This window comes from Arthrobacter sp. YC-RL1, assembly GCF_001454985.1.
Taxonomy (GTDB): domain Bacteria; phylum Actinomycetota; class Actinomycetes; order Actinomycetales; family Micrococcaceae; genus Glutamicibacter; species Glutamicibacter soli.
In genome coordinates, this window is sequence record NZ_CP013297.1 from 224,301 (window position 1) to 247,663 (window position 23,363).

Genomic DNA, 23,363 nt, shown 5'->3' on the forward strand with positions numbered 1-23,363 from the left:
CGTCAATGGGAGAACACGCCATGCCGCAGGGCACCGCACCTCACGAACACCACCACCGCGTCCACCACCTGGCCGACGGCCGCGAGGCGATCTTCTTCGCCGATGCCGGAAACCTGCCGCCCCGCCAGGTGCACGACCTGCGCCCGCTGGATCCGCGCGGCGAACCGGGCCAGCTGCGCTACGACCGGCTGACCGGGGACTGGGTGGCCGTCGCGGCGCACCGGCAGTCACGGACCTACCTGCCGCCGAAGGAAGAATGCCCGCTGTGCCCGAGCACCGGCGGAAGGCTGAGCGAAATCCCGGCCGAGCAGTTCGACGTCGTCGTGTTCGAAAACCGCTTCCCGTCGCTCGGGCCGCTGCTGGGGCAGATCCCGCCGGAAGCCTCCGCCGCCGTGCCCGAAGCCGCGGTCGGGCGCTGCGAGGTCGTGGTGTTCACCCCGGACCACGAAGGATCCTTCGGCTCGCTGGACGAGCGGCGCGCCCGCACCGTGGTGGAAGCCTGGGCGCAGCGCACCGCGCAGCTGACGGCCATGGAAGGAATCAAGCAGGTCTTCGTCTTCGAGAACCGCGGGCAGGACATCGGGGTGACGCTGCACCACCCGCACGGCCAGATCTACGCCTACCCGTACCTCACCCCGACCGCTCACAAGATGGCGCAGCAGGCGCAGGCGCACCTGGCGCAAACCGGCCGCACCCTGATGGGCGACATCCTGGATTTTGAACAAAAAAACGGTTCACGGATGGTCGAGCAGGGCGAGCACTTCTCGGTTTTCGTGCCCTACGCGGCCCGCTGGCCGCTGGAAGCGCACCTGGTGCCGCACCGCCACGTCGCGGATCTCGCGGCGCTGTCCGAGGAAGAAAAGGACGAGCTGGCGCTCATGTACCGCGGCCTGCTGCGGCGCTTCGACGCGCTGTACCAGACTCCGACCCCCTATATCGCCGCCTGGCACCAGGCCCCGCTGGTCGACGGCGCCCGCGAGGCGTCGCGGCTTCACCTGCAGCTGACCAGCCCGCGGCGCGCGGCTGACAAGCTCAAGTACCTGGCCGGCTCCGAAGCGGCCATGGGTGCGTTCATCAACGACGTACCTGCAGAGCAGACCGCCGCACGGCTTCGCGAGGTGGGATAGTGAGCGCCAGCAACTCCCGCCGGACCGCTGTGCGCATCCAGGCCCTGCGCGCCGGCTTCGCGAAAATCTACGGCCAGGAACCGGAGGGCGTGTGGCGCGCGCCGGGGCGCGTGAACCTGATCGGCGAGCACACCGACTACAACCTGGGTTTCGTGCTGCCCTTCGCCATCGACAAAAACGCCCTGGTGGCAGTGCGGCGCCGCGATCCGCAGGGCGCGGATCCGCAGCTGCTGCAGTTCGCCTCCACCTTCGGCGGCGAGCAGGTGACCAGCGTGCGGCTCGAAGACCTCGCCCCCGGGGCCGTGCCGGGGTGGGCCGCGTACCCGGCCTCCGTGGCCTGGGTGCTGGGGCAGCAGGAAAACGTCGAGCTGACCGGGTTCGACTTGCTGGTCGACTCGGACGTTCCGGTGGGCTCAGGGCTGTCATCCTCCCATGCGCTGGAGGTCGGGACCATCGTGGCGCTCAACGACCTGCTTGGGCTGCAGCTGGAGAAGACCGGCATGGCCCGGCTGACCCAGCGCGCGGAGAACGAGTTCGTCGGCGCCCCGACCGGCATCATGGACCAGAGCGCCTCGCTGATGTCCCATGCGGAGCACGCGCTGTTCCTCGACTGCCGCAGCCTTGAATCCACCGCGGTGCCGCTGCCGCTGGAGCACTGGAATGCGGTGGTGCTGGTCATCGACACCCGGGTGGAGCACTCGCACATCGACGGGGGCTATGCGGCCCGCCGCGCCAGCTGCGAGCAGGCAGCCGCCGCCCTGGGGGTCGCCTCGCTGCGCGAGATCAGCTCGGTGCCGGAGCTGGAAGGGCTGGATCCGTTGGTCAAGCGCCGGGCCCGGCATATCGTCACCGAAAACCGCCGGGTGCTGGATGCCGTGGCCGCGCTGCGGGACTCGGATCTGCAGGAGGTGGGCCGGCTGCTCTACGAATCCCACGAATCCATGCGGGACGACTACGAGATTTCCGCGCCCGAGCTCGACGTCGCGGTCCAGGCGGCGCGTTCCGCGGGCGCCGTCGGGGCGCGCATGACCGGAGGGGGATTCGGCGGCAGCGCCATCGCGCTGATCGACCGGGGGAAAATCCAGGAAACCAGCGAGGCGGTGTACCGGGCGTTCAGCCGGGCCGGCTTCCAGCGGCCGTCGATCTTCACCGTCAGCGCCGACGAGGGGGCGGGCAGGGCATGAGCTGGCTGGTGACCGGCGGCGCCGGATATATCGGATCCCACGTGGTCCGCGCGCTGGATGCCGCGGGGCTGGCCCCGGTGGTGGTGGACTCGCTGTCCAGCGGGCTGCGCGAATTCGTCCCGGACCACGTGCCCTTCATCCAGGCGAGCATCCTCGACGAGGACACGCTCACCGCGCTCCTGGTCGAGCACCAGGTGGCCGGCGTGATCCATCTGGCCGGCTACAAGTACGCGGGGGAGTCGGTGTCGCATCCGCTGCTGGCCTTCGAGCAGAACGCCACCGGCACCGCACGGCTGCTGGCCGCCATGGAACGGGCTGGCGTGGACCGCATGGTGTTCTCCTCTTCGGCCGCCGTCTACGGAACCCCGGGCGAAGCGCTGGTCACTGAGCAGACCGGCACCTTCCCCCAGTCCCCGTACGGGCAGAGCAAGTTGATCGGCGAGTGGCTGATCCGCGACCAGGCGGTGGCCGCCGGACTGAAGCACACCTCGCTGCGCTACTTCAACGTGGTCGGCTCGGGCAGCGAGGAGCTGTTCGATACGAGCCCGCATAACCTGTTTCCGCTGGTATTCCGCGCGCTGAACTCGGGCCAGGCCCCGAAGATCTTCGGCACCGACTACGACACCGAGGACGGCACCTGCGTGCGGGACTACGTGCACGTCGCGGACCTGGCCCTGGCGCATGTCGAGGCGGCGAAGCAGCTGGCGGCCGGATCCGGGCTGGAGCCGGTGTACAACCTGGGTTCCGGCGACGGGGCCTCGGTGCGCCAGATCATGGATGCGGTCGCAGCGGTCACCGGCATCGGATTCACCCCGCTGCTCGAGCCGCGGCGCCCTGGGGACCCCGCGCGCATCGTGGCCGACGGCACGCTGGCCGCCCGGGACCTGGGCTGGAGAATGCGCCACAGCCTGCAGGACATGGTGGACAGCGCCTGGCGGGCTTCGCGCGCCCGGTAGGCACGCGGCCCGCCCCGGGGCTTACCGGCCGGGCAAAGGCTGCGGTGGACTATTCCATCGAGGTGCTCGAAGGGTCCGGAACCATTTAGCCTCGGGCCGGTCGAGGAGGAATCGGGTCCGGGCGACCGGCGTTCAGCTTTTGCCCGGTAGCGCGTATCGCCCGTTGCATGCACCAAGCGGCGACCGCTGAGCCCAAGGCGACGAGCGCCGCGGCCGGCAGCAGGTACCCTGCGCCTTCCCAGCCGGCGAGCCCGGTCGTCATCAGACCCGCAGGAATGCAGAGGACCGCCGCAGTTGCGGCGGCTGTCGGAACCAGCCGCTGCATGACGCCCCCGGGCCTGCGCCGATGCCCGAAGGCGAGCACGGCGTAGACCCCACCGGCAACCAGCAGTCCGTACAGCGCACCGAAGGGTACGCCATACAGGAATGTGATGACGGTATACTCACGCAACTCAAGAATCACGATGCACAACACAGCGACGGCAACACCGGCAACGGTTCCGCGGGTCAAGAGCGCGAACAGCAGCTCCGAAGGATGCGTCAGGCGAAGGCGGGTCATCTGCCCAGACTAGGCCATCACGCCTCCGCGATGCGCGCTCGCCGGCAGGCTGCCTGCCTGCCGTTGCTCAGGCGGTCAGCAGCGGGTCGCCGGCGTTGACCGGCTGCCCGTCGAGGTACGTTCCCAGCACGTCGACCGTGCACAGCTGCTCGGGAGCCAGCGAGAGCGGATCTTCCGCGAAAACTGTCAGGTCCGCAGGCGCGCCGAGCACGATCCGCCCGCCAACAGCACCGGTGCTGGCGTGCACGTTCACGGTGTACCCCTCCAGGGCCTCGCGTGCGCTGAGCTTGTGGCGGGGCTGGGCCGAATCGCTGCCCGGCACCTCGGTACGCCGGCGGGTCTGGGCGTCGGCCAGGATCAGGCGCGGATCGTACGGCGCGATGGGCCAGTCGGACCCCAGGGCCAGGACCATGCCTGCGTCCTGCACATCGCGCAGGCGGAAGGCGAACGACGCGCGGTGGCCGCCCAGCCGGCGGGACCAGGCGTCGGAGCCGTCGGCGCGCACGAAGTGGGTGCAGTGGGTCGGCTGCATGCTCACCGTGGCGCCGCTGGACTTGAGCGCGGTGAAGTCTTCGTCGTTCATTTCCTCCAGGTGCTCGATCCGGTGCAGGACCCCGTTCCCAGGCAGCTCGCTGATGGCCTTGATGACGAACCCGATGCCTTGGTCGCCGATGGCGTGGGTCGTGGTGGTGATGCCGGCTGCGGCCAGCGTCCGCAGGTTCTCGACGTACCGCTGGGGCTCAGGGTACAGGGACTCCGTGGACTCGCCCTCGGTGTCCGGTTCGTAAAGCCAAGCGGTGCCGTTGTCGACGGTGCCGTCGATCATCAGCTTCACGCCCCGCACCTGCCAGCGCCTGCCGTGCTGTCCTTGCAGCTCGATCAGATGCCGCAGTTGTTCGGGAGCGTCGCTGGCCATGATCCAGGGAGCGACTCGCAATTTGATCGGCAGTTCCGTGCGTTCTTCGAGCCTGCGCAGGATCTCCAGCGAGTCGGGATCCGCCAGATCCAGCATTTCACCACCGGTCAGGCCGCTGGCGGCCATGCCGCGCAACAGGCGTTCCAGTCCGTCGACCTTGTCCTCGATGGTCAGCGGCGGCAGGGCCTCTTCCACCAGGGCCATGGCGGAGAATTCGCGGATGAAACCCGTAGGCCGGCCCTCGGAATCCACCACGATGCTGGAGGCGTCGTCAAACGTCTCCGTGCCGGTGATGCCGGCTGCTGCCAGCATGGGCTGCGAAGCCAGCGCCGAGTGTGCATCAAAGCAGGTGACGTAGCTGGCCCGGCCGGGAGCTGCCTCGTCGAGCAGCCCGCCGTGGGGTTCGGCTTCGCCGAAGACCGCTACGTTCAGTCCGTAGCCGAGCACCGGTGCATCTGCAGGCTGTGACTCGGCATGGAGGGCGAAGATCCTGCGTGCGTCGTCCAGGTCCTTGGCATCGCCCAGGAATACTCCGCGGGCGACCGACTGGCCGAATATCGGATGAATGTGCGCATCGACGAGGCCGGGAGTGATGGTTGCCGTCCCGTGGTCGATCACCTTGGTATCCGGTCCTGACCACTCCGTTGCCTCGGAGCGGGAGCCGAGGTGCGTCACTACTCCCGCGGTGATGCCCATGGCGGTGTACTGCTTTTCACCGTCCAGGCTGTGAATGGTGTCCGCGAAGATCACGGTTTCGGGCGTCTGCATCAGCTCGACTCCTAAATGAATAGTGTTAATTATCGTTGAGTCTAACCACTGGGCCCTCTACTGTCCATGATTGGATAGGAAATAACCAAGGGAGTTAGTGCATGTCTTCTACGCCGCATCGTGTTGCCGGACGCCCGGCCACGCCGATCCTCACTCAGCAACGCATCGTCGAGGCCGCCTTCTCGCTGCTCGATGAAGGTGGGGCCGAAGACTTCTCGATGGGTAAGCTCGCCCGTTCGCTGGGCGTGCGGACTCCGGCGCTTTATAACCACGTGGACAACCGGCAGCACCTGGTTAACCTCATGCGTCGCGACATGATTCGCTCCATTGACCAGAGCCTGATCGCCGAGCTCCCGTGGCCAGAAGCACTGCTCCATTTCGGCCAACTGTTCCGTGACGCCTTGCTGCGGGTTCCTGCGGCCGTCGAGCTGATCGTGGCCACGCCGATCACGGAAGAATCCGAATCAGGGCTCATCTATGAGGAGCTGGGCGGCATCCTTCGCAGGGCAGGGGTGGCCGTTCCCCGGATACTCATGATCATGATTGCCTTTGAGTCCCTCGTGGTTGGCGCAGCCTTGGACATCGTGGCTCCCGGAGCCCATGTTGCCGTAGTGCCCGAGGGGGATTCGGGGGCCCGCCAGACCCGCCATGTGGAAGTCCTGGAGCTGGGGGAGAAATTTGCGCGGCAAGCGCGCTCGACAGTCAGCGAGCAATCGTTCGACTTCGGGCTGCGCGCCATCATCGCGGCCGTTGAGCGAGAAGTGGGACAGCGCGATCACGTAGGCATGTAACACCAATGTTGCGTGGAAATTAACAATATAAATTTTCTTTTGCGGCCGAACATTCGATGTCCACCGGCCGGTTCGAGTGTCAACAATCCCCTGTTTCGCCTAGTCGGTGGCTCTTTTGCCTTGCAATTAAAGCCTTGCTCGCGATGTCAGGCGGGCTTTTCGGCGCCCTTTGCGCCGGCGGTTGCGCCAGCCCGCCCCTTGCGCCAAGTGACTCCAGTCACTACCTTTAGTGAACGTTCTTCATTTAAATCTGGCCCTTGGCTTCCAGCCCCTGCACCTCTGGCAGGTGGATTATGCCGGGTAGCGGACGGAAAGGTGCTCATCATGTCGAAATCTCCACTCAAGCCACCGGGTGGCGCAGTGCTTGCCACCGACCAGATGAACCGGGTCCTGGGCCTGCCCAATCTGGTGCTCTTCGGCATGGTCTACATGGTTCCGCTGACTATTTTCAGCACCTACGGCATCGTCACCGAGATTACCGGTGGGCGATTGCCGCTGGCGTACCTGATTACCATGGTGGCGATGATCTTCACCGCACGCTCCTATGGGCTGATGTCGCGGGCTTTCCCGGTGGGCGGGTCGGCATATGTGTACACGCAGCGATCCTTCGGCCCGAATATAGGGTTCATGGCCGGCTGGGCGCTGCTGCTGGACTACCTCTTCTTGCCGATGATCAATTACCTGCTGCTCGGGATCTACATGCATGAGTTCTTCCCGGCGATCCCACCATGGGCGTTCATGCTGGCTGGAATGGTCGTGGTGACGGTGCTGAACGTCGTTGGAATTGTCTCCGTGGCGCGGACGAACATCGTGATCATCGGCTTCCAGTTTCTCTTCATCATCCTGTTCGTCATTTTTTCGGTTGCCTACCTCAAGGAGCAGGTCTCCGTGGATCTCTGGGCACCGTTCCGGGGGAACGGAGAGCCCGGCGGCTTCGCGCCACTGGCTGCGGGAGCGGCGATCTTGTGCCTGTCGTTCCTCGGGTTCGACTCCATCACGACCTTCGCCGAAGAAGCACGCAACCCGAAACGGGACATGCCGCGGGCAATTCTGCTGACCACATTGATCTGCGGACTAATGTTCGTGGGCCTGGCTTACCTGTCTCACTTGGTATACCCCAGCCACGAATTCGAAAATGCTGACTCCGCATCGATCCAGGTGATTTTCGCGGCGGGCGGAGATTTCCTGGCCATCTTCTTCACGGCAGGATTCATCTGCGGCGCACTCGGATCCGCCCTGATTTCGCAGGCATCGGTGGCGCGTATTCTCTACAGCATGGGCCGGGACGGAGTTCTGCCGCGCAAGGTGTTCGGCTATCTGCACCCGCGATTTAAGACACCGACCTTCGTGATCCTGATCGTCTCGCTCATTTCGCTCACGTCCTTGTTCGCCAGCCTGGAAATGGTGTCGGCGATGATCAGCTTCGGCGCTTTGGTGGCATTCTCCGCAGTCAACCTTGCCGTGATCAAGTACTACTTCCTAGCCCACCGTCAGCGAGGTCTGGCGTCGACCGTGAACTACCTGTTGCTGCCGCTGGTCGGCCTATGCCTGACCATCTGGCTCTGGACCAGCCTGAGCCCGTTGTCGCTCCAGATCGGCCTGGCGTGGATTGTATTGGGTCTTGCCTACCTCGGCTACGTCACCGGCGGATTCAAGCGCAAGGCGCCAATGCTGGATCTATCCGAGTAGCGGGAGCGCATCGCCTGCCCGGGTAAGGCCAGACCGGGGATCCATGCAGCGCTCTTGAGCAGGCACTTGGCAATCGCCGGTGCCCGCTCCGCGGTGTTGTCCAGGGGTTCTGAGCGAGCGAGCCTAGAGGTCGACGGCGTTGGCCAGCACCGGAAGCTTCCTGCGGGCTTCCTCGATCAGGCCCAGGTCCAAATCCACGATCAGCAACTCGGGCGCGGGTCCTGCCTGAGCGATGACGCGGCCCAGCGGGTCGACGGCCATCGAGTAGCCCACACCCAGCGGAGCGGCACCCTTCAGCGGCCGGCCGACGCTTTCGGGATCGGCCTGGTCCACGGCGATCACGAAGGTGGTGGTGTCCAGTGCGCGGGCCTGGGCCAGCGCCTTCCACTGCTCGGCCTTGCCCTCGCCGCCGCCCCAGGACGCGGTCACGATGTTGATCTGGGCGCCGGCGCGGGCATGGCGCACAAACAGCTGCGGGAAGCGCAGGTCATAGCAGATGGCCATGCCGATGGTGGCTCCATCCAGCTCGAACTGCACCGGGGTGTCGCCAGGGGTGACGGCCTCCGACTCCAGATAGCCGAAGGCGTCGTAGAGGTGGATCTTGTCGTAGTGCGTGTCCACGCCGCGGCCCACGACCAGCAGGGTGTTGCGCACCCGGCCGCCCTCGCCGGGGGTGAACATGCCCGCCGCGATGGCGATGCCCAAGTCGCGGGCCTGCTGGCGCAGCAGCCCGGCCCAGCGGGCGTTGACCGGCTCGGCGAACTTTTCCACGGGGTTGCCGAAGGCAACCTGCATGGCTTCGGGGAAGACGATCAGCGATGCGCCAGCCTCGGCGGCCTGCTTGGCATGGTCGCGGATGATCGCCAGATTGCGCTGGGGATCGCCGGTGCTCAATACCTGTGCCAGCGCGATCTTCATGATGTTCTCGTCCCTTCGCCGGCGGCGCGTGGAGTACGCCGCATCTACGTCGACTCTACGTAGGCGGGCCAAAAAATGGCAATGCGGCCGGTCGCATGCGTCTGATACGGCCTTATGATGAATGCACGCAGTTCAAACCCGTTGCAGGGAGGTGGTACCCGATGTCCGCACGATCGACCGTGGGCGCACCCCTGTCCCGTACGACGGCCCGGCACTCCTAGCCAGGCTGCGGGTGAGCCCGAGGAATTCTTCCGAAAGGCACCCGCCATGAACTCATTCTCCTATCCGACCTCCCGCGCCAGCACGGCGTATCCCTATCTCTCCGGCCTGCCCAAAACCACCGGCGCCCGAGCCCTGGTGCTGGGCGGCGGAGGAGCCACGGGGAACGCTTGGCTGATCGGCGTGCTCGCCGGGCTGGCCTCCGAAGGCCTGGACGTCAGCGCGCCGCAATTGACGGTGGGAACTTCCGCCGGCGCCACCGCGGCCGCCCAGCTTGTCGGCTCCACCCCGGCCGAGCTCTACCAAGCGGTCATCGACGCACCGGCGCCTCCGGCGGCTGCCCCTCGACCTGCAACCGCACCGGCTGCGCCCCGAGTTCCCGACCAGCTGTCCCGCATCAGGTCCATCAGCTCCGCTTCCTCCGGACCGGGGGACATGCACCGGAGGATGGCTGCCGCCGCGCTGAATCTGCCCGGTGCCTGGGGCAGGGAGCTGAGCGCCCGGTGGAGATCCATCGTGCAATCACGCATGGCGCAGGCCGACTGGCCGCAGCGGCTGGTCTATCTCACCGCAGTGCAGGCGCAGGACGGCGAGTCGGTGGTCTTCGACAACTCCAGCCGGGTTCCGCTGGTCGATGCCGTGGCCGCCAGCTGTTCCAGCGGCCCGCCGTATTGGCTCGGGGAGCGCGCCTACATCGACGGCGGCTACCGCCGGAATGAAAACGCAGATCTGGCGCAGGGATACGACAAGGTGCTGGTGCTGTCTCCGCTGGGCGGTCGGAGCCTGCACCCGGAGAGCTGGGGCATGCAGCTGTCGGCGCAGGCGGACCAGCTTCGCGCGTCCGGAAGCAAGATCCAGATCATCGTGCCGGATGCCGCCGCCGAAGCCTACGTGGGCGTCAACGCCATGAACCAGTCCCTGCGCTCGACGGCTGCCCGCGAGGGATTCCGCCAAGGCCGGGAACAGGTCGGAGAGATCCGGGAGTTTTGGCGTTGATCCGTCGCGGTTTCCTGCTCCGTGCGGGCTGATTCTCCTCGCGGTCCCTGACGGCTGACCAGGTGTCCTTCCGGCACTCGCCATCCATCCGGATCGCGAGCGTCCGGGTTTCCGAGGCGTTGGATGGACGGGGTCATCTTGCGCGGCAAGTCGTCGATATACGAAGAGGATCAGCCGGAGGCTGCCTGCCATAGGTGCATGGAGGCATAGGAGCGCCAAGGGGACCAGCGCCGGGCGTACTCTTCGAGCAAACGGTGACTGGCGCTTTTCGAGGTCTGCGCCTCCAGAATGCCGAGCCGCACTGCTCCGGAGACCAATGCAACATCGCTGCGCATCCAAGCGTCGGGATCACCAAGCACGCGCATTGCGAGGTAGGCGGCGGTCCAAGGCCCGATTCCAGGTGTTCGGAGCAGGCTCTCCCGCGGCAGCTGGGGATTGCTCTCGAAGCCGACCTCCAGTTCACCGCTCTGAAGTGCAATGGCTGCACTTCGAAGCGTAGAGATCGAGCGGCGGGGGAGCTTCAGGACGCGATCGGGATCCAGCGGTAGATCTGCTCCGGGGTCGTGCACGGTTTCGATGATGTCCGCCGGAGCGGGAAAGATCCTGTCCAAACCGGTAAAGCTCGAAGTGTAGGCGGCTCCGGCCTGAGCTACGAGTCGGGAAAGATGGGTTCGAGCGGCCTTGACCGAAATCTGCTGGCCGATGATGGCCCGGATGACCAGCTCATGAGGGTCGACTGCGCCGGGCACCCGGATGCCCGGGGTTCGAAGGATACTCGCTTCCAGTGCCGGGTCTCTGGACAGGTTGAGATCGATGGCGCTTGAGTCGGCGTCCAGATTCAAGAGGCGCCGTATCCGGAAAATTGCGGCAGCTTGATCGCGCAAATTTTGGAGTTCAAGCTGAGCTTTCAGGACCCAGCTGGCGGATCCATAGTTACGAGCGATAAGCCTAATAGCCCCTGGCCCACTTGGGAACATGAGTGTTCGGGCATATATCAGCCTGTCTTTCTGCGAGAGATCTGTGGTCTCTACACCGGCAATCGCCCTTGCTTCCAGAAACGAGAAAATGCCTTGGGCGTCAAAGGGGTGCTGGATCGGCAAGTCGATGTTCAGAACTATGGGGGACTGTTTGCCGAAACATCGCGTCCCGAAAGGAGTCGGTGAACTTGGGTGCTTCTGGTTGCTTCCTGCACTCATGTTGTCGCCCCAATCATCCGACGAAGTTTCGAAGTCACCTTGAGTGTAACTAATTGATCGAAAGACTGATTCTGACGCGAAAGCGCCACTAGAAATTAGATTAAAATTCAGAATGAAGCACACTCGGCCGTTCTGAATTCAGCATACGCAAGAAGCTGCTCGCATTAGACGTGACCGAAATTCCGTCCATGGCACCTGCCGGTCTCGCGAACGACCTGAAATGAACAAATTTATTGATCGTAGAACGCCTCTTCTCGTGGAGCGCGTGGAAGTCTCATTCGCAGTGGAGATCCGCAAGCGGAAACTGAAACTGAACAAGTTTTTTGATCATTTTTCCGCAGACTATCGTTCGGCGCGACGGTACCCGAGCGCTCGCGATACTGCCGCCCGTGGAAGCTGTGGGTGACCCGGTGAGGTCTCATCTGAACAAATTTTTTGATCAATTTGCCGATCGGGTCTTGCCGGGCATCAAGAAAATGAATGTGGGGAGACTGCCAGGAACCATGAGAGGATGAACAAATTTTTTGTTCAACTTCGCATGGCGGCCTCAGTCCTATGGTTGCGGTGAAGGGTTGATATCGATCGAATCCAAGTTCGCGCGGTCACCCAGGGAAAGCGCGGTCATTAGAGCCTCGGCAATCTGTTCGGGGCGGACCCAGTTTTCCGCATCGTAGGTTTTCTCTTCCCAAGAGTGCAGCTGTTCCTGCATCGGCGTGGAAACGCGCCCCGGGTGGATGGAAGTGACCTTGATGCCGTTCGAAGCTTCTTCGATCCGGAGGGCGTCGGCGAATGCCTTCATGGCGAATTTGCTGGCGCTGTATGCGCCCGATCCCGCAATGGTGCGGTGCCCGAGACCTGAATTGATCATGAACACGTGGCCACGTGCCCGGCGCAAGGCAGGCAGCATGGCGCGGGTGAGCTCCACCGGAGCCAACACGTTGATCTGCATGCTCTGTGCCCAATCCTCCTGGCTAGTCTCCTCCACGGTGCCCATGCGGAGTATGCCGGCGCTGTGCACCAGAACATCGAGTGCGGGGATCTGCGCGGCAAGGTCGCCCATGCGGCCGGGGAACCCAAGGTCCGCGAGCAGCGGCGTGGCGGATCGAAAACCTTCTGCGGCGCGTTGCAGCGGCTCGAAGTCTCGCCCCACCAGAAATAGGTGATGGGTTGGCGCCAAGGCCTCGGCTATGGCGCGGCCAATGCCGCCGGTGGCTCCGGTAATCAGTGCGCTGGGTGTCATGTGGTCATCCTTGCTTGTCTGCTCGGTTCGAATCAGGGATCAGGGAACGAGCGCTACTTCGTGCTTTGCTCGGGAGCGGGGACTTCGGTGAGGTTGCCGCTGGTCTTGCGCGCTCCGTCCCATTGGGCAGCGGCGCCGGCGGTCACGACGATGACAACGCCGACAGCCTGGAAGACCGACGGGGCTTGGCCGAGGACCAGAAGTCCGATGAGCACGCCGAAGGCCGGTTCGACTGACAGCAGCGTGCCGAAGGCCGTGTGGTTCATGCGCTTGAGGGCCAGCATCTCCAGCCCGAATGCGATGACCGGGGTGATCAAGGCGATGCCGGCTGCCGCAGGCAGGACCCACCAAGCGAGGTTGCCGTTGATCACCTGGGGGAGCCCGACGGGCATGGTAGCCAGTGCGGCGATGGGGATGGTCAGCGACAGGCCGCTGATGCCGGCGAAACGGTCGCCGACACGCTGGGTGAGGACGTTGTACGAGGCCCAGCATGCGCCTGCTGCCAGCGCCAGCCCGACGCCGATGGGGTCGAAGGATCCGGACCAGGGTTCGGTCAGCAGGACGATGCCCGCCAAGGCCATCGCAGGCCAGATCAGCGCCCTGCGGTTGCCGCTCATGAGGCCGGCGACAATCAGTGGACCGAGGAACTCGATGGCTACCGCGGTGCCCAGTGGAATACGCTCCACGGCGCCCAGGAAGAACACTGTCATGAAGCCGGTGACCATGCCGAGGATAAGCAGCGAGGGGAGATCCCTGCGGCGGATGGACCGGAGCGCCGGACGGGAGATGATCCAGAGGAACACCGCTCCGAAGCAGAGGCGCAGCCATGCGGTGCCCGCCGGGCCGACTTCGCGCAGCACTCCCACCGACAGGGCGTTGGCCAGCTGGATGGACAGCATGGCCGCGATGGCCATGGTCCATGGAGGAAGGCTGGTGACGGTGAGGCGGGCCGTCATTGGGGTCTCCTTGGGCGGTTCTGGGCTGAAGCCGGGGTGTGGCTAGTCGGCTGGAGCATCGGATTCCAGCTGGCGGTGGGACGTTCCGACGCCCGGTTCGAAGACGGCCAGCGTGAAACGCAGCGGCGCATCTGAATTGTTCTCGTAGGAGTGGGGCTCATCGCCCGGGAAACAGAGTGCGTCGGACTCGGACAGCGCGTAAATTTCTGCGCCGACCTGGACCGTGAGTTCGCCTTCCAGCACCTGGAGGAGTTCTTCGGTGCCCGCGACGTGCGCGTCGCTGCCGTGGCGTTCGCCCGGCTTGAGCGTCCAGTCCCACAGTTCGATGACATTGGGGGAGCGGGTGCCGCCCAGTAGCACGCCCCGGCCGCCGTGCTTCCCGCTCCATAGCTCGGCGCCTTCGCCCCGGCGGGTGATCTTGACGGCCTTGGCGGTCGGCGGTTCGACCAGCGCGGGGAGGCCGACTCCGAGGGCGTCGCTGAGCCGAAGCAGCGTGCCGATGCTGGGATTCACGGCTCCCTGCTCGACGTTGACCAGCATGCGTCGGCTGATCCCGGCATGCTCTGCCAGCTGATCCAAGGTCCATTGGAGGCCCAACCGCTCCTGCTTGACCCGCGCGCCGATGGAATGTGCAAGGATCTGGGTATTTTCGTCCACAAATGCATAATAGTGCACTAGTGGTGCACCGTTCTACACGCCTAGCGTGCTCGATCGCTGCGGACGTGCGGCATTTCCGTGCGTCTGCCAAAATTTACATAGCAAACCTATGTAAATAAATGTATAGTGGGACTATGCAATAACGCGTGGGACCGAGTGCTCCTGCGAGTTGCAGATCCCCGAACACCGTGAAGCTGCCAAGCGGATTGCAGCGATCGCGCGGCCGGATCGTCCCCCCGGGGCATCCGTTCGGCGTGGCCGCATCGCGGGAGGACAGGCGTTTGCCACGAGTATCTACGAAGAGCGCAGACTACGCACAAAACATCGCACCAGCAAGGAATGAGAACGATCGAATGACGCAAGCCGGAAACGTACAGACATCGCTGTTGAAACAGCCTGGCTCGGTCTGGGCCATCGCCTTTGCCTGCATGGTCTCCTTCATGGGCATTGGCCTGGTCGACCCCATCCTTCCGGCCATCAGCCGAGCGCTGGAGGCAAGCCAGTCCCAAACCATGCTGCTCTTCACCAGCTACCTGTTCATCACCGGCATTGCGATGTTCTTCACCAGCTGGGTTTCCGGGCATTTGGGTGTGAAGAAGACCCTGGTTATCGGCCTGGTCCTCATCGTCGCCTTCGCCGCGCTTGCCGGTGCCAGCTCCAACGTCAACGAGATCCTGGGCTTCCGCGCCGGCTGGGGATTGGGAAATGCCCTGTTCATCTCCACCGCCTTGGCGGCTATCGTGGGCGCCGCCAGCGGCGGAAGCCGGCAGGCCATCGTCCTCTATGAAGCCGCGCTAGGTGTCGGAATGGCAGTTGGGCCGCTGGTTGGCGGCGTCTTGGGCAATCTGTCGTGGCGCGGACCGTTCTTCGGCACCGCGGTGCTCATGGCCATTGCCCTGGTGGCGATCCTCGCCTTCCTGAAGCTCCCGGCCGGGGCGCCGGCGCCGGCCAAGATCTCCATCGCTGCCAGCTTCAAGGCGCTGCGCAACCCGGCCCTGCTGGCCCTGTCCGTCACGGCAGTGTTCTACAACTTCGGTTTCTTCATCCTGCTTGCCTACACTCCCTTCCCGCTGGAGGCCGCGGCGCATGCGGCGGGGCTGGACTTCGGCGCCACCGAACTCGGGCTTGTCTTCTTCGGCTGGGGATTGGCGCTGGCGATTACCTCGGTGCTGGTGGCGCCGCCTGCGACCCGCACGTTCGGGCTGCGTCCGGTGCTGTTCACCATGCTGGGCCTGCTGGCCGTGCTGCTGGGTGCGATGGCGGTCTTCCACGAGCAACTGAAGGTCCTGATCATTCTGGTCGTCGTCGCCGGCCTGGTGCTTGGCGTCATGAACACCGCGCTGACCGAAGCGGTCATGGAAGCCACCGACTTACCGCGCAATGTCGCCAGCAGCACCTATTCCGGCGTGCGCTTCCTGGGTGGTGCGGTGGCCCCTGCTGTCGCGGGTCCGCTGGCCGCCGCACTGGGCGCTGCCGCCCCGTACTGGCTGGGTGCCGGGGCGGTAGTGGTGTCGATCCTGGTGCTGGCTCTCGCGGGGCACAAGCTAAGCCACATCGGCGCTGCCCATGAGACGCCGCAGGAGATCGCCGAGGACGTGCTGCTCGGCGAAGCCTAGTGCGTTCTGCTGGCTGACTGTCATGGATTCACGGCGTATCGGAACACTGGCGTGGAGGCCGCAGTCCGAGGACCTCGGTGGGCAGTCCACGCAGGGGCCGGCAGAAGCTGCAGACCTTTGTGCGATTCTGCCATCCCAGCACCCGGTGCCGTCGAGCACCTGAGCGCAGTTCCCACGTTGGGTGGGCGGCTCAGCCCCGGACTCGACGCGGGCCGCACCATGGAATGAGGGCCTGCCTACGTACTCTCCCGCTTGCTACTTGGCCTCATCCAACGGGTGGGGAAGCTCTGAAACGGTGCCCGCCAACGGCTTCCCCTCGCGGAGCAGCGCGCGCTTGCGCAGGTGCCAGAAGACCGCCAGGATAATGAACCACACCGGGGTCGCCAATGTGGCCCAGCGGGTGCCGTCACTGTAGAGGAACGTGCAAATTAGGAATACAAAAAATACGAGAACAACCCAGGGCGCCAAGCGGGCGACGGGTACTCGGAACTTTGATTCCTGGTGGCGTTGCGGATGCTTCTTCAGAAAAACGATGTAGCTGACGACTATCGAACCCCAAGTGAACAAAACCATCGTGGCGCACATCGTCGAGACGAACCCGAAGGCCGTTGCCACGTCGTCTCCAGCGTAAAGCAGCGGGACTGCGGTGAACAGAAGCACCGCGGTAGCGAATACGGCCCGACGTGGAACGCCGCGTGAATCGGTGAACGCGATCTTGCGTGGAGCGTGGCCGTCTTTGGCCAAGCCGAACAGCATACGCGTTCCGGAGTAGACGCCGGAGTTCGCGCTGGATGCCGCGGAGCTGAGCACCACGAGGTTGATCACCAGCGCGGCCGGGACAAATCCGGCAAGCAGGAAAGTCTGCACGAATGGGCTCTTGCCCGCTTCCAGCGCTGTCCACGGCGAAATGCTCATGATCACGGAGAGCGAGAGGACGTAGAAGACAAGAATGCGGACCACGATCGAATTGATGGCCTTGGGCAGATTCTTCCGCGGGTTTTCAGCCTCAGCGGCGGCGGTGCCCACCAGTTCAACACCGATGAACGAGAATACGCCCATCTGGAAACCGAGCACGAAGCCGCTGATCCCCATGGGGAAGAAGCCCCCTTGGTCCCAGAGGTGGGTGATTGAAGCCTGGAATCCATCATGGGTGAACCCGGTGAAGATCAATACCGCGCCAACTGCAATCAAGGCCAGGATCGCGACGATCTTGATGATCGCAAACCAGAATTCCATTTCGCCAAACCAGCGGACGGGCTGCAGGTTCAACACCAGCAGGAAAAGGGTCGCGGCGAGGGCCGGTAGCCAAAGGGGCACTTCTTCCCAGAAAAACTGGGTGTAGGCAACAATGGCGGTAATGTCGGCGACGCAGGCAACCACCCACGAAAACCAGTAGTTCCATGACACGAAGAAGCCGGCCCAAGGCCCGAGGAAATCCTTGGCAATATCGCCAAAGGTTTTGTAGTGGAGATTGGACAACAGCAGCTCGCCGAGCATGCGCATGACCAGGAAAACGAAAAAGCCGATGATCGCGTAGACGAAGATGCTCGAAGGCCCGGACACCGATACGATCTGGCCTGAACCCATGAATAGGCCGGTGCCGATAGCACCGCCAATGGCGATCAGCTGAAGATGGCGGTTTTTCAGTCCGCGCCGCATTTCTTCCGATGCCTCGGGCACCGCAGAATGGTCCTGCTGCGGTGGTTTGGGTGATTCCGGGGCCACGGAGCTCTCCTTTGGTATACGGTGCTTTCCGTTTTCATGCACATCGAACAACCCTAGTCGTGATTTGGCGGGTGATTCGATCCAGGACGTCGGCACGGTGTGGTGAAAGGCGGACCGGACAAGCGGCCATGTGACTCGACTCATGCCGGACGCCGGTTTTTCCAGTGCGGTCGATCAGGAGCGCAGGCGGCCGGCCTCGGAAGCCAGGGAAGGCGCCGATCTCGCGACAGGTGCAGGGATCACTGTTTCCCGAGCACCGGAAAGCCCTGCGAGACAGGGCTGCTGCAGATGGACACTCGCCCACACAAGCACGGCCTGCATTTTGATGAGGCAGGGTTTAGTCCTTGTCCGCAAAGCCGCCAGCAATGCTCCACGCCAGACCACCTTGGCAGAGCAGCGTCGTTGCGCTCGCCGGGGCGGAAAAATTGTACATCCCACGCGGCCAAGGCGGCCGGACCAAACACAGGTTTTCCACACCGGACGTGGAATATTTGCCGCCGAGCTTCGTATTCTTGAGCAACAGATACTTTTTAGACTCAGGAACGAAGCGTGGTCGCCGTGCAGGACAACCATCCCTACGCCCCGGGCAAACTGCGGGTGAAACGCATGCGCCCGAGGGATCCCTCGGAGATCTTCAGGTCTTCCAGTCCGCTGGAACTGTTCTTCGACCTGATTTTCGCGGTATCCGTCTCGCTGGCCTCCGCCCAGCTGGTGGCCGCCGAAACCCACGCCGATATCGCCGGCGGGCTGCGGGCCTACCTGATGGTATTTTTCGCGGTGTGGTGGGCCTGGATGAATTTCACCTGGTTCGCCAGCGCCTTCGACGCGGATGACTGGCTCTACCGGGTGCTGGCGCTAACCCAGATGGCTGGCGTGGTGATCCTGGCGGTGGGAACCACCCCGGCGATGGCCGACGGGAATTTCCACCTCATCATCGCCGGATACGTGGTGATGCGCCTGGCGCTGGTCGTGCAGTGGATCCGGGCCTCGCGCAGCCATGCCGGGCTGCGGAACACCGCCTTGCGCTACGCGGTGGGCATCGCAGTGGTGCAGGTGTTCTGGGTCTGCTATCCGCTGGCTCCCGCCGGATGGGCCGTACCGGTGTTCCTCCTGTTGGTCGCCTTGGAGCTGCTGGTGCCGTTGATCGCCGAACGGAGCGGCCAGACGCCATGGCATCCGGAGCACATCGCCGACCGTTACGGATGCTTCACGCTGATCGTGCTGGGCGAATCGGTGCTGGCCTCCACCATCGCGGCGGCCAACGCCGTCGAGAACGCCAACCAGCTGCTCCAGTTTTCGCTGCTTGGCGTGGGCGGATTCATCCTGGCCGCCGGCCTGTGGTGGGTGTACTTCTCTTCGAACGCCAGTGCCTGGCTGCGCAGGCGCCGGGCGCCGATGATCTTCGGCTACGGCCACTATTTTGTCTTCGCCGCCGCCGGCGCGTTTTCCGCCGGAGTCAAGGTGCTGCTCGACCACGAGGCCGGCAGCTCGGGGCTGAGCTCCGCCGCGGCGGTGGCCACGCTGAGCATTCCGGTGTCGGTTTTCCTCCTGGGCGTCTGGGTGCTGATCCTGCGACTGTGCCTGCGCGGCGCGTACAAGTGGCTGTTCCCCGTGGGCGCGTTGCTGATCGGCTGCGCTCCGCTGCTGGCGCAGCTGACGCCCACCGCCGAATCCGACGTGCAGATTGCGGTGATCTCGGTGCTGGGCGCCGCGGCCGTCATGGTGCTGCTGGTGGTGCTGATCGAGGCCTCCGGGGTCCGCGAACAGGAGGAGCCCGGCACGGCCCCAGCGGCCGGGTAGCGCATCAAGAACGTCCTCCGCTTTCCGGGATGGCCGCGGCCGGGTTTATGCTGTGTGACTATGCAACCCTCCGAACCTTCCATCGGCGTCGACATTGGCGGAACCAAGATCCGGGCTGCACTGGTGGACGCCCACGGCGCCGTCACCAGGCAGATCCACCGCCCCACGCCCGCCCGTGACGTGGCCGCCACCGAGCGGGCCATCGTGGAGCTCGTCCGGGAGCTGGACGACGGCGGCCTGCACTGCCCCGTGGGCGTGGGCGCCGCCGGCTGGATGAACCGCGACTCAAGCCGGGTGCTGTTCAGCCCGCACCTGTCCTGGCGCGACGAGCCGGTGCGCGATCGGCTGGAAAGCCAGCTGGGCCGGCCGGTCACCCTGGTCAACGACGCGGACGCGGCGGGATGGGCCGAATACCGCTTCGGCGCCGCCCGCGGAGTCAACGACGTGGTCTGCCTGACCCTTGGCACCGGGATCGGCGGGTCGATTATCCTCGGTGGCGAAATGTACCGCGGGAACTCGGGTATCGCCGGCGAATTCGGCCATCAAGTGATCGTGCCCGGCGGGCACCGCTGCGCCTGCGGTAACCGCGGCTGCTGGGAGCAATACGCCTCCGGCAATGCGTTGGGCCGCGACGGCGCGGAGCTGGTGCGTTCCAAGTCGCCCATCGCCCACAACTTGCGCGAGGCCTGCAACGACGACCCTGCAGCGGTGACCGGCGCGCTGGTCACCGAGCTGGCAGCAGCCGGGGACTCGGCCTGCCGCGACCTGATCGAGGAGATGGGCCAGTGGCTGGGCCTGGGCATCTCGAATCTGGTCTCAGTGCTGGATCCGGGCATGGTGGTCATCGGCGGCGGTTTGGGCTCCGCGCAGACCGAGCTGCTGGCCGTCGCCGAAGCGCACTACCGGCGCACGCTGTCCGGGCGCGGATACCGCCCCTTCGCGCAGGTCTGCCGCGCACAACTGGGGCCTTCGGCGGGACTTATCGGGGCTGCGGACCTGGCTCGGGTTGCTGCTTCAGCGGCATGAAAACGTGCCGAGACTCCGTAGCGAACTGGAACATGGGTCTCGGCGCGCGGCTTGTGCGGTTGTCAGCGACTTGTTGGCAACGGGGTTTCGCGGCGCTTGCTGGAATCTCAGGCGTTGATGGCGCAGCGCTGCAGCACGGGGAGGACGACGTGGTCGATGAGCGAGGTGATGTAGGCGCGGTCCACCGGCAGCCGTTCGACCGCCAAACGGTGGAAGACCAGTCCCGGGATGATGCCGCGGGTTCTCTCCACGGCGGCCGTCGTGGCCAGCTCGCCGCGGGCCGCCGCCTGGTCGAGGACCTGCTTCACCAATTCGGCCCGCGGTCCGGCGAGCTTGGAGATGTAGAGCTCGTGCAGCGTATCGTCCTGCGGCAGCGCCGCGAGCAGGTTCACGAAGATCGCATCGCGCTGTGGGTCTTCGGCGAACCATACGTCGGCCAGCGCAATCAGGTCGGCGCGCAGGCTCCCGGTGTCCGGTGCCTTTGCGGACCACTCAAGGGTGCTGATGGCCTCGGCCAGCAGCTGCGTGCGGGATGACCAGCGGCGGTAAATCGTGGCTTTGGACGCCCCGACGCGGGTTGCCACTGCGTCCATGGTGAATGCCGCGAATCCGCATTCGGCCAGCAGCTGCTGCGCTGCGCCCAGGATCTGCTCGTTTTTCCCCGCCTGCCGGGGGCGGCCGCGCTTGGCGGGGGCCGGTGCGCCAGTGCTGGATTCTTGGTCGTCGCTCACCCGCATCAGTCTATCCAGAGTCAGTGCGCCGTGGTTCAAGCCAGCTGCCGCGGGTCGAGCTCCACCCGGCGCAGCAGCTGCGCGTTCAGTGCGACGACGATGGTCGACAGCGACATCAGCACCGCGCCGACCGCCGGGGAGAGCGCGAAGCCGACCGGCGCCAGCACGCCCGCGGCCAGCGGCACGGAGAGCACGTTGTAGCCGGTGGCCCAAGCCAGGTTCTGCAGCATCTTGCGGTAGCTGGCGCGGGACAGGTCGATCATGGAGAGCACCGCACGCGGATCGCTGCCCGCCAGCACCACGCCGGCAGATTCCATGGCCACGTCGGTGCCGGCGCCGACGGCGATGCCGACCTCCGCTCTAGCCAGCGCCGGGGCGTCGTTGACGCCGTCGCCCACCATGGCCACCTTGTGCCCGCGCTCCTGCAGGGCGCGGACCTTGGAGTCCTTGTCCTGCGGCAGCACGTCGGCGAAGACCTCGTCGATGCCCAGGTCCGCGGCGACTGCCTCGGCCACCTGGTGGGCATCGCCGGTAATCATCGCCACCTTCACGCCGCGGGCGTGCAGTTCCCGGATAGCGGCCCGGGATTCGGGGCGCACCTGGTCCTCCAGCGCCAGCGCACCGATGATTTCCCCGTCGCGCAGCACGTGCAGGATGCCCGCTCCGCGCTGCATGAACTGCCCGGTCTGCCCGGCCAGCTCGGCCGGAGGCTGCAGCTGTTTCTCGTGCAGCAGGTTCGGGCCGCCCACCTCGATCAGCGAGCCGTCGACCTCGGCGCGCACGCCGCGGCCCGTGGCCGAGCTGAAATCGCGTCCGGCCAGGCCCAAGGACTTCGCCTCGGGATCCTCGTTCGCTGCGCGGACGATGGCGCGGGCCACTGGGTGCTCGCTGTCGGATTCAGCTGCTGCGGCCAGCGCCAGCAGCCGGGTGCGGGGCATGCCCGCGACGGCCGCGATGCCGGTCACCGCGTGGGCGCCCTCGGTGAGGGTGCCGGTCTTGTCGAATAGCACCACGTCGACGGTGCGCATGCGTTCAAGCGCCATGCGGTTCTTGATCAGCACGCCGGCCCGGGCCGCGCGCTCGGTGGAAATCGCGATGACCAGCGGAATGGCAAGGCCCAGGGCGTGCGGGCAGGCGATGACCAGGACGGTGACCGTGCGGATGACGGCATCATCCGGGGCGCCGAGCAGCATCCAGGTGATGAAGGTGATCACGCCCGCGCCCAGCGCGAACCAGAACAGCCAGGCGGCGGCACGGTCGGCCAGCGCCTGCGCCTTGGAGGAGGAGGACTGCGCCTCGGAGACCAGCCGCTGGATTCCGGCCAGCGCGGTTTCCTCGCCCACCGCCTCGACCCGGATGCGCACCGCGTTGTCGGTAGCCACGGTGCCGGCCACGACCTTGTCCCCGGCCGAACGCGCGGCGGTCTTGGATTCGCCGGTGATCATCGATTCATCGAATTCGGCGCCACCCTGCTCGATGGTGCCGTCGGCCGGAACGCGGGCGCCGGAGCGGACCAGCACCAGGTCGCCGGCGGCCAGCTCGCCCAGCGAGACGGTTTCCGTGCCGGACTCGGTGACGCGTTCGGCCTCGTCGGGCAGCAGCGCTGCCAGCGCATCCAGCGCCCCGGAGGCCTGGCCGAGCGCCCGCATTTCCATCCAGTGGCCCAGCAGCATGATGACCACCAGCAGCGCCAGCTCCCACCAGAAGTCCAGCATGAACCCGCCGATGCCCAGGCTGGTCACCCAGGAGGCCGCAAACGCCACGGTGATGGCCATGGAAATCAGCAGCATCATGCCTGGCCGGCGCGAGGAGATCTCGGAAACGCCGCCGGCCAAGAACGGCCAGCCGCCGTAGAAGTAGATGACGGTGCCGAGGACCGGTGGAATCCAGGCGGCGCCCGGGACTTCAGGCAGGTGGTAGCCGAGCATGTGCGAAACCATGGGGCTGAAGAACACCACGGGCAGCGCGAGGACCAGGCTCAGCCAGAACTTGTTCCGGAAGGCGGCGGCATGACCGCCGTGCCCGCCGTGTCCCGCGTGGCCGGAATGCGCGGAGTGATCTTCGTGCATCTGATGGCCTTGGTGCTCCCCGTGGCCTGCGGGTGTTCCGTGCCCATGGGATGCGCCGTGCTTCCGGGGCGCTGGATGCTCATGTCCGGGGTGCTGGTCGTGCTCCACGGGATGCCCTGAATGCCGTTGGGTACTCATGATGTCCTCCCTTGCTTGTAATTTCGGATGGGTCGGCAAATTCCGAGAGGTGCTCGGATCCGCCGTTCAGCATCGAGAATATACCC

Annotated in this window: 20 protein-coding genes; 9 read left to right on the forward strand and 11 right to left on the reverse strand. The window is 65.3% G+C overall.

Annotation, left to right across the window (positions count from 1 at the left end; all coding sequences use genetic code 11):
• The first annotated feature begins 20 nt into the window (after positions 1–20).
• Genes galT through galE form a run of 3 tightly spaced genes read left to right on the forward strand, consistent with a single transcriptional unit; the run spans position 21 to position 3,267 of the window.
• A complete protein-coding gene (gene galT / locus ATC04_RS01065; RefSeq protein ID WP_047120500.1) occupies positions 21–1,127 on the forward strand; it encodes a galactose-1-phosphate uridylyltransferase in 1,107 nt (368 codons plus the stop codon).
• Entirely contained in the window at positions 1,127–2,311 is a 1,185-nt protein-coding gene (gene galK, locus ATC04_RS01070) for a galactokinase (protein ID WP_047120499.1), read from the forward strand. The genes galT and galK overlap by 1 nt, the downstream gene beginning before the upstream one ends.
• The gene (gene galE / locus ATC04_RS01075; protein WP_047120498.1) at positions 2,308–3,267 is read left to right on the forward strand and encodes a UDP-glucose 4-epimerase GalE; all 960 of its coding nucleotides are present in this window, start codon (positions 2,308–2,310) and stop codon (positions 3,265–3,267) included. The genes galK and galE overlap by 4 nt, the downstream gene beginning before the upstream one ends.
• A gap of 85 nt (positions 3,268–3,352) precedes the next feature.
• Here galE and ATC04_RS01080 read toward each other — a convergent pair whose 3' ends face one another.
• On the reverse strand, positions 3,353–3,826 hold the full coding sequence (locus ATC04_RS01080) for a hypothetical protein (RefSeq protein WP_047120497.1): 474 nt from the start codon (positions 3,824–3,826) through the stop codon (positions 3,353–3,355).
• Between the two features lie 67 nt (positions 3,827–3,893).
• A complete protein-coding gene (locus ATC04_RS01085; RefSeq protein WP_047120496.1) occupies positions 3,894–5,510 on the reverse strand; it encodes an amidohydrolase in 1,617 nt (538 codons plus the stop codon).
• Positions 5,511–5,611: 101 nt separating this feature from the next.
• Between ATC04_RS01085 and ATC04_RS01090 the strand changes: the two genes are divergently transcribed.
• Positions 5,612–6,301, forward strand: a complete 690-nt coding sequence (locus ATC04_RS01090; RefSeq protein WP_052772549.1) for a TetR family transcriptional regulator — start codon at positions 5,612–5,614, stop codon at positions 6,299–6,301.
• Positions 6,302–6,625: 324 nt separating this feature from the next.
• Positions 6,626–7,990 (forward strand): APC family permease, encoded by a 1,365-nt coding sequence (locus ATC04_RS01095; RefSeq protein ID WP_047120495.1) that lies wholly within the window; start codon positions 6,626–6,628, stop codon positions 7,988–7,990.
• 123 nt (positions 7,991–8,113) lie between these two features.
• Here ATC04_RS01095 and ATC04_RS01100 read toward each other — a convergent pair whose 3' ends face one another.
• A complete protein-coding gene (locus tag ATC04_RS01100; protein ID WP_047120494.1) occupies positions 8,114–8,908 on the reverse strand; it encodes a carbon-nitrogen hydrolase family protein in 795 nt (264 codons plus the stop codon).
• Positions 8,909–9,175: 267 nt separating this feature from the next.
• Between ATC04_RS01100 and ATC04_RS01105 the strand changes: the two genes are divergently transcribed.
• Complete coding sequence (locus ATC04_RS01105) at positions 9,176–10,123, forward strand: patatin-like phospholipase family protein (RefSeq protein ID WP_152666917.1); 948 nt, start codon at positions 9,176–9,178, stop codon at positions 10,121–10,123.
• Positions 10,124–10,293: 170 nt separating this feature from the next.
• Here the strand turns inward: ATC04_RS01105 and ATC04_RS01110 are convergent, their stop codons facing one another.
• From ATC04_RS01110 to ATC04_RS01125, 4 genes are all read right to left on the reverse strand, one after another.
• The gene (locus ATC04_RS01110) at positions 10,294–11,442 is read right to left on the reverse strand and encodes an AlkA N-terminal domain-containing protein (RefSeq protein ID WP_152666916.1); all 1,149 of its coding nucleotides are present in this window, start codon (positions 11,440–11,442) and stop codon (positions 10,294–10,296) included.
• 430 nt (positions 11,443–11,872) lie between these two features.
• Positions 11,873–12,559, reverse strand: coding sequence for an SDR family oxidoreductase (locus ATC04_RS01115; RefSeq protein ID WP_047120493.1), 687 nt, complete (start codon positions 12,557–12,559; stop codon positions 11,873–11,875).
• A 53-nt stretch (positions 12,560–12,612) separates the two neighbouring features.
• Complete coding sequence (locus ATC04_RS01120; protein WP_047120492.1) at positions 12,613–13,515, reverse strand: EamA family transporter; 903 nt, start codon at positions 13,513–13,515, stop codon at positions 12,613–12,615.
• Between the two features lie 42 nt (positions 13,516–13,557).
• The gene (locus ATC04_RS01125) at positions 13,558–14,172 is read right to left on the reverse strand and encodes an XRE family transcriptional regulator (RefSeq protein ID WP_047120491.1); all 615 of its coding nucleotides are present in this window, start codon (positions 14,170–14,172) and stop codon (positions 13,558–13,560) included.
• A 353-nt stretch (positions 14,173–14,525) separates the two neighbouring features.
• Between ATC04_RS01125 and ATC04_RS01130 the strand changes: the two genes are divergently transcribed.
• On the forward strand, positions 14,526–15,788 hold the full coding sequence (locus tag ATC04_RS01130) for an MFS transporter (protein WP_047120490.1): 1,263 nt from the start codon (positions 14,526–14,528) through the stop codon (positions 15,786–15,788).
• A 255-nt stretch (positions 15,789–16,043) separates the two neighbouring features.
• On the opposite strand, the gene ATC04_RS01135 is transcribed toward ATC04_RS01130, so the two are convergent.
• Both ATC04_RS01135 and ATC04_RS19810 read right to left on the reverse strand, forming a co-directional pair.
• Positions 16,044–17,657 carry an amino acid permease gene (locus ATC04_RS01135; protein WP_231735870.1) on the reverse strand — a complete coding sequence of 538 codons (1,614 nt, stop codon included), beginning with the start codon at positions 17,655–17,657 and terminating at the stop codon, positions 16,044–16,046.
• A gap of 193 nt (positions 17,658–17,850) precedes the next feature.
• A complete protein-coding gene (locus tag ATC04_RS19810; RefSeq protein WP_152666915.1) occupies positions 17,851–18,033 on the reverse strand; it encodes a hypothetical protein in 183 nt (60 codons plus the stop codon).
• A 29-nt stretch (positions 18,034–18,062) separates the two neighbouring features.
• Here ATC04_RS19810 and ATC04_RS01140 point away from each other — a divergent pair, with 29 nt between their 5' ends.
• Together ATC04_RS01140 and ATC04_RS01145 are read left to right on the forward strand one after the other, a co-directional pair.
• On the forward strand, positions 18,063–19,313 hold the full coding sequence (locus tag ATC04_RS01140) for a low temperature requirement protein A (protein WP_052772547.1): 1,251 nt from the start codon (positions 18,063–18,065) through the stop codon (positions 19,311–19,313).
• 60 nt (positions 19,314–19,373) lie between these two features.
• Positions 19,374–20,339: an ROK family protein gene (locus ATC04_RS01145; RefSeq protein ID WP_047120489.1), complete on the forward strand. Its 966-nt coding sequence runs from the start codon at positions 19,374–19,376 to the stop codon at positions 20,337–20,339.
• 107 nt (positions 20,340–20,446) lie between these two features.
• Here ATC04_RS01145 and ATC04_RS01150 read toward each other — a convergent pair whose 3' ends face one another.
• Both ATC04_RS01150 and ATC04_RS01155 read right to left on the reverse strand, forming a co-directional pair.
• Positions 20,447–21,070 (reverse strand): TetR/AcrR family transcriptional regulator, encoded by a 624-nt coding sequence (locus ATC04_RS01150; protein ID WP_160309110.1) that lies wholly within the window; start codon positions 21,068–21,070, stop codon positions 20,447–20,449.
• 35 nt (positions 21,071–21,105) lie between these two features.
• Positions 21,106–23,277 (reverse strand): copper-translocating P-type ATPase, encoded by a 2,172-nt coding sequence (locus tag ATC04_RS01155; RefSeq protein ID WP_047120487.1) that lies wholly within the window; start codon positions 23,275–23,277, stop codon positions 21,106–21,108.
• Positions 23,278–23,363: the final 86 nt, after the last annotated feature.